The sequence below is a fragment of the Prosthecobacter sp. genome, from assembly GCF_014879935.1.
Taxonomy (GTDB): domain Bacteria; phylum Verrucomicrobiota; class Verrucomicrobiia; order Verrucomicrobiales; family Verrucomicrobiaceae; genus Prosthecobacter.
Genome location: NZ_JACSRD010000075.1, coordinates 55,420 through 61,419, shown reverse-complemented (window position 1 = coordinate 61,419; position 6,000 = coordinate 55,420). Strand labels below are relative to the sequence as shown.

Here is a 6,000-nt window from a genome sequence, read left to right as displayed (position 1 = left end):
CCACCTTCTTCCTGCTGCTGCTGTTTGTCGCAGGCCAGGGTCTGCTGACCCAGGGCCCGGCGCTCGCGATCGAACTGATGCTTTTCATCGTCGTCATGTTCGCCTGCGTCGTGCTGCATGAGTTCGGCCACGTGCTGGCGGCCCGCGGCTATGGCATCCGCACGCCTGACATCACGCTGCTGCCCATCGGCGGCATCGCACGGCTGGAGCACATGCCGCGGAAGCCTTCGCAGGAGCTGGTCGTCGCCATTTGCGGCCCGTTGGTCAATGTGATCATCGCCGCAGCCATTTATCTCATCGCAGGCATTCAGGCGGGTTTTGATCCTTCCTACGACTTCGGCAAAACGGGGCACTTCTTCGAGAAGATCATGGTCTGGAATGTCTTCATGGTCGTCTTCAACCTCATTCCGGCCTTTCCGATGGATGGCGGCCGTGTGCTGCGTGCCCTCTGCGCCTTGTTCCTCGATTACGGCAAGGCCACACGGCTGGCAGCGACCATCGGGCAGGCGATCGCCATGATCGTGGTCGTCGCGATGCTGCTGAACCAGGTCGCCTTCCACCCGATGCTGCTGCTGATCTGCTTTTTCATCTTCATGGCCGCAGGACAGGAGGCAGCCGCCGTCACCCAGCAGGAGGCCACGCGTTACTTGCGCGTGCGTGACGCGATGCTGACAGAGTTCCGCACCCTGCCGCCTGACGCCGTGCTCCGGAACGGGGTAGAACTGCTCCTCGCTGGCGTGCAGCAGGACTTTCCAGTGCTGGACATCCACGGCGGCATGCAGGGCATGCTCACGCGCCACGATCTGATCGCAGCACTCGCGGAAAAAGGCCCCGAACAGCCCGTGGTGGGCGTCATGCGCCGCTGTCCGTCCTCCACGCATCCTTTGATGGACCTCCCACAGGCGATGGACGCGCTTTCCAGCAGCGAATGCTCCGCTCTTCCCGTGACCGATCCAACCAGCGGCGAGCTGGTCGGCCTCCTCACCGCGGAAAACATCGGCGAGACGCTCATGGTTCGCGCGGCGCTGATGAAGGCACGCGGCGCGTGATGCAGCGGCTCAATCCGTCCTGGCCGGCAGATTCACCGCCGGCAGCGGCGCGACGATGTTCACCGGCCAGGGCACGAATTTCTCGATGATGCCGGCACCGAGCTCCTTGCCGGTCTCGTAGGCGCGGCGGAACATCTCCAGTTTCGCGTCGATGTTATCGACATGGTGCAATGCGACCGCCTCCGGCGTCTTCGGCAGCACCGGGGAACCAAACTCATGCGTGCCATGATGCGCCGCGATGAGATGCAGCAGATGCAGGCGCACCGTTTCCGACGCAGGCTCCAGCGTGGTCCATTGGGCGGCATCGGCGGCGTCCATCACGTCACGCCAAAGCTTGTTCACCAGCTCCAGGCCCAGCGGGATGTGCCCGAGCATCTCGGCGGTGAGGTTGTAGGGCATGGTGAAGCCGGATTCGGCATACACATTCTCCCACAGCTTGCCGCAATCGTGAAACAGCACGCCTGCGATCATCAAATCGCGGTTCAAGTTCGGATAAACGCCCGCGACTGCCACCGCGCAGCGCATCATCTGCGCCACGTGCTCCACCAGCCCGCCGCGGCGCGCGTGATGGTTTCTGCGCGCGGCTCCCGTGCGCCGGAAACGCTCGCCATGACGCTCCAGAAACACGGAACACAGCTTCAGAAGCCGTGGATCGCGAATCGACCCCACAAACGCCACGATGTCGGCGTAATCCGCCTGCTGCCGCGCGGCCAGATCGGGATCGCCGAGCAGCAAGGTGCCTGCTTCGTCCTCCGACAACGCCCGGAACTGCACCTGGCGCGGCTCCAGGCCGTATTTGCCATCCACCCACTGTCCGGCGATCTGGATGAAGGCGTTCCGGCCGAGCTTAGAGAGCTCGTGAAACTGCGGATTGTTGTCGAACACACGCCACAGCAGCGAATCCGCCGCATCGACGAGTTTGATTTCAAAAAACGGACTTCCTGTGCTTGTCGTCTTCTCCAGCCGTGACTCCACCTGCACATGCAGGCGATAGGGCTGGGGCGATTGATTCGCGACCTGGCGGAGCTGCGTGATCGTGATGAGGTCGAGGTCGTCGGCGAGGGCGTCTTCCATGCTTCCGAGCTTGGCCGCGATTCACGCGAATCGTCAAGGACGAAGCCTCTCAGGCTGCTTCGCCGCCGATGTCACGCCACGGACCTTGTTCGAGCACGATTTCAGGCACCAAGGCACGCCAGTGCGGATCACGGGCGTGGATCATGTTCCGCACTTCCGCGCTGGTGCGGAAGAGGAAGGCCTGGTTCGGCTCCTCCAGCGGCCGGACGCACTTCGTGTCGATCAAGTAGCGCAGCAGATGCTTCTGCTCCGGTGTGACGTGCGCGTCATTGAGACCACGCACCTTTCCCGTCATCGGATCACCCATCGGATACACATACACCCGCACCTGATTCTTGAAGAGACGGCCAAAGGCCTCCAGCAGCCCGCCTTCGAGATCCGTGCACCAGCGTTCGTTGAACAGCTCCTGGAACAGCGGGAGACCCAGCACGATGCCGATGGGGCACTGCGTGTGGCGGGCGAGATAGCTGCTGACACGGTGGAACTCGGGGTAGCGTGAGATGAGCACGTTTTTTCCAAGTGCCTGCAGGACATCAGCACGCGCGAGGAACTCGGTGTCCGGCACCTCGGCACCTCCGGCGAGGAGGTTGTGCATGGTGATTTCGAGGATTTCGACGTTGTCGCGGGCGCCATCACCAAAATCGGCCTGAAACGCCGCCTGACCGCGCTCGATCATGTCGAGATTCAGCTTCGTGATGGGATCAAAGCTGCCGCGCTTGAGGAAGACGGGTTTTTTGTAGAAGACATCAGAAGCCTGCCAGATTTCGCCGTTCGCGCCGAACAACGCGGCGTCGGCCAGGCCGTGACGCACGAGCTGGAGGGCCACGAGACGGTCCTGGAACTGGGAGGCGGCGAAGACAGGCCCGCTGAAGTCGATCATGTCGATCTCGACCCGCTTCCGGGTGAGATCATCCAGCAGGCTTTGCAGAAAGGTGGGCAGATCCTCGCGCAGATGAAACGCGGCATAGAGCAGATTGACCCCCAGTTTGCCCAGCGCGTCCGACTGGCGGGCATTTGAATCATCCAGCAGACGAACGTGAAGCTGGATGTCGTTGCTGGGGCCGCAGGGCTCGGTTTGAAAACGCAGGCCGAGCCAGCCGTGGCATTCCTCCTTCGTGTCGCGATAGGATTTGGCGCGAACCGTGTCGGCGAGCGTGAAGAAGGTCGTGGTGGTGCCACGTTTCGCGTTCAGGCGCTGGATGAGCATTGGATACTCGTGGTCGAGCATCGAGCACATGCGCTGGCGTGAGACATAGCGCGTCGCCTTGCCATAGATCTCGTCACTGATGATCATGTCATAGGCGGACATGGTCTTGGCGACCGTTCCGGACGCACCACCCGCACGGAAGAACCAGTTGGCGATCTCCTGTCCCGCGCCGATTTCCGCAAAGGTGCCGTAGATGGTGTGCGCGAGATTGATCTTGAGCGCTTTCTCAAGCGTCCCAGGGCGTTCGATGGCGGAATTCATGCGGGTAAATCATCATGCGCATGCCTGAGGGCGATGCACGAGGCATTTGAAGGCACTTCCGGCACCCTCGGCATCCAGAAGCTGCGGTGGAGCGCCGTGCGGCCGGAGGAGGTCGGCGAGTGTGTGGCAGGTGATCTGCGTGGCACCGAACTCACGCAGCCACGCGGCGTAGTCGGTGAAATTGATGTCGGCAGTGATGTCCTGGCGGCCGGGGTTGGCATAGATGTCGGCTCCGGTGAGCCGTTGATGCAGCAGATAAGCACGCAGCGTGCCGTGCGGCCGCCGATGGTAGAGCTGCGGAAATTCATCGCCGTAGTCGATGCTGAGCATCGCGCCGCCTTTCCACTGCGGTGTCCAGTTTCGCAGCCAGTCGCGGATGCTGGGATGCATCTCGCAGCGCTGGCCGTCTTTGAAGGCCGTGTGACGGAGAACGCTGTAGTGCGCCGCGTCGATCTCGTGCGGGTGGAGTGACTCCGGAACCCAGACCTCGAACCAGCGTTGCTCAGCGGCACTCCACTGCACCAGCGTGGCGGGAAAGGCATCAAGCAGTTCGTTGTGATAGATGAACGCGTGACCCTGAGCCTGGGCGAGCGCGGATTCGATGTCCGTGTGCCAGTGAACCTGGCTGCCGAGGCGCTTTTGCTGCTGCTCACGCAGCACGGGAGAAGTCTCGACGATATGAAATGTGAACCGACGCCGCGTCCACCAGCCGAGAGCCTTCCGCACGCTGTGCATGAGCGATCCATCACCGGCACCGATCTCAATCACATGACGCAAACGTGGCTGGATGCGCGATTCCGCTTTGATCCACGCAGCAATCGCCGCCCCGAGACTCGGTGATAGCGTGGCAGATGTGGAGAAATCCCCGCGTGCGCCCACCGTCTGGATGTGACGCGTGTAGTAGCCGCGTTCCGGATCGAACAGCGCGCGGGCCATGAAACTGGAGAAGGGCTCAGACACTTGAGGGACCCAATGGCGGTTTGACCTCCACCAGCATATCTGGCTTGAAGGCAGGATTCGGCTTGTCCGGGTAGGCTCTTGGATTCGAAAGCACCCGGGTTTCACCGATCTGGAAGTCGTTCGAATGATGAATGTGGCCGTGAACCCAAAGCTGGGGCTGGTGCTGCACGATCAGGGACTCCAGATCCGACGCATAAGCGCAACTGATCTCTTCCGAGCGGCGATGATCCGGCAGCGAGCGCAAAGACGGCGCATGATGTGTGATGATGACGGACGAGCGCGAGTCACCCGCCTCCAAAAAAGCTCTCATGGCCTGAACGGACACTAAATGGGCATGGCGTGTGTTGCGCGGCGAAAGGCGCTTGTAGCCAATGGCCGAGTTGCGAATCCGTTTGTAGTCGTTCATGACGGCCTCTGCCGCCACGCAGCCGAGTTCCCAGTCGCCCATGAGCGCCATGTCTGTCCAGAGTGTACAGCCAAAGAAGCGAATGTGGCCGATCGTCACCGCTTCATTCTCCAAAAAGTGGACGTTTGTGCCGCGGGCCATGTCGCGGAGCTTGTCGAGCAGCGAAGGATAGTTCTCTCCGTAGTATTCGTGGTTCCCGCTGATGTAAATGACTGGCACGTCGGTGAAGTTCCGCAGGATCCACTTGAGGATGTGGAGGCGCACGGGGAGGAAGAAGCAGTCCTGCTTACACGGCCCAATTCTCACAGGCCAGCCCTCGGACGCGGCGGAACTCCTTCGTGTTGTTTGTCACCAGCACGGCGGAGAGAGCCAGGGCATGCGCGGCGATCAAGAGGTCATTCGGGCCGATGCTCCGCCCCTTGGACTCCAGGGCGCTTCGCACCACTCCATATTGACGGGGCGCGTCCGTGGCCTTGTAGTCAAAGCGCGCAAAAGGAGACAATACGCGCTGCATGCGTGCTCGTTCGGCGGTAGGGTCATCCGCGCCGCAGGCACCATATTCCAGTTCGGAGATGGTGATGGCGGAAAGCGCGATCACATCTCCCGTCATCGCCTGTCTTCTACACGCACCGAGGATTCGCAGCCCCGTCTCGCGGCGTTCACGCTGCTTTTCCGACTTTGGGGCGGTGATGCTGGCGCCCCGCATCATCAGGATGACGGTATCGGTGTCGAGCAGATACATCATGCCTCATCACGCCAGGCGCGTTTTTCGAGTTTGAGTCCCTTGTTGCGACCTTCCATGACCTGAAAGAACGAGTCCGAAAGCTCCCCGCAAGCCTCCTCACAGGCATCCCACGGATCGCGCTCCGTGATGAGGATGCCCTCTGGCACCTTCTTTAAAGTGACGACGCCACCAGAGACTCGAAAGTCCTTCGGCAGCCGGATGGCCTGACTGCGACCGTTCATGAATACCTTGGCTCGTGCGCTCATGGCTTGGTATATACCTTCTGGTAGCGCCAAAGGCGAAGGAAAATTGCGTTTCA

7 protein-coding genes are annotated in these 6,000 nt (G+C 61.4%); 1 reads left to right on the top strand and 6 read right to left on the bottom strand.

What is annotated here, in order from left to right:
* Positions 1-1,049, top strand: a 1,049-nt coding sequence (locus tag IAE77_RS03825) for a site-2 protease family protein (RefSeq protein ID WP_294222087.1), incomplete at its 5' end; no start/stop codon positions are given.
* 9 nt (positions 1,050-1,058) lie between these two features.
* Here the strand turns inward: IAE77_RS03825 and IAE77_RS03820 are convergent.
* From IAE77_RS03820 to IAE77_RS03795, 6 genes are read right to left on the bottom strand one after another with little or no spacing between them, the layout of a single operon-like run.
* A complete protein-coding gene (locus tag IAE77_RS03820) occupies positions 1,059-2,123 on the bottom strand; it encodes an HD domain-containing protein (protein WP_294222084.1) in 1,065 nt (354 codons plus the stop codon).
* 49 nt (positions 2,124-2,172) lie between these two features.
* The gene (locus IAE77_RS03815; protein ID WP_294222081.1) at positions 2,173-3,591 is read right to left on the bottom strand and encodes a TonB-dependent receptor; all 1,419 of its coding nucleotides are present in this window, start codon (positions 3,589-3,591) and stop codon (positions 2,173-2,175) included.
* Positions 3,592-3,603: 12 nt separating this feature from the next.
* A complete protein-coding gene (locus IAE77_RS03810) occupies positions 3,604-4,527 on the bottom strand; it encodes an SAM-dependent methyltransferase (protein WP_294222076.1) in 924 nt (307 codons plus the stop codon).
* 16 nt (positions 4,528-4,543) lie between these two features.
* Positions 4,544-5,221 carry a metallophosphoesterase gene (locus IAE77_RS03805; RefSeq protein ID WP_294222073.1) on the bottom strand — a complete coding sequence of 226 codons (678 nt, stop codon included), beginning with the start codon at positions 5,219-5,221 and terminating at the stop codon, positions 4,544-4,546.
* A gap of 22 nt (positions 5,222-5,243) precedes the next feature.
* Positions 5,244-5,702: a PIN domain-containing protein gene (locus IAE77_RS03800; protein ID WP_294222070.1), complete on the bottom strand. Its 459-nt coding sequence runs from the start codon at positions 5,700-5,702 to the stop codon at positions 5,244-5,246.
* Positions 5,699-5,947: a hypothetical protein gene (locus IAE77_RS03795; protein ID WP_294222067.1), complete on the bottom strand. Its 249-nt coding sequence runs from the start codon at positions 5,945-5,947 to the stop codon at positions 5,699-5,701. Before IAE77_RS03795 ends, IAE77_RS03800 begins: the two co-directional genes overlap by 4 nt.
* Positions 5,948-6,000: the final 53 nt, after the last annotated feature.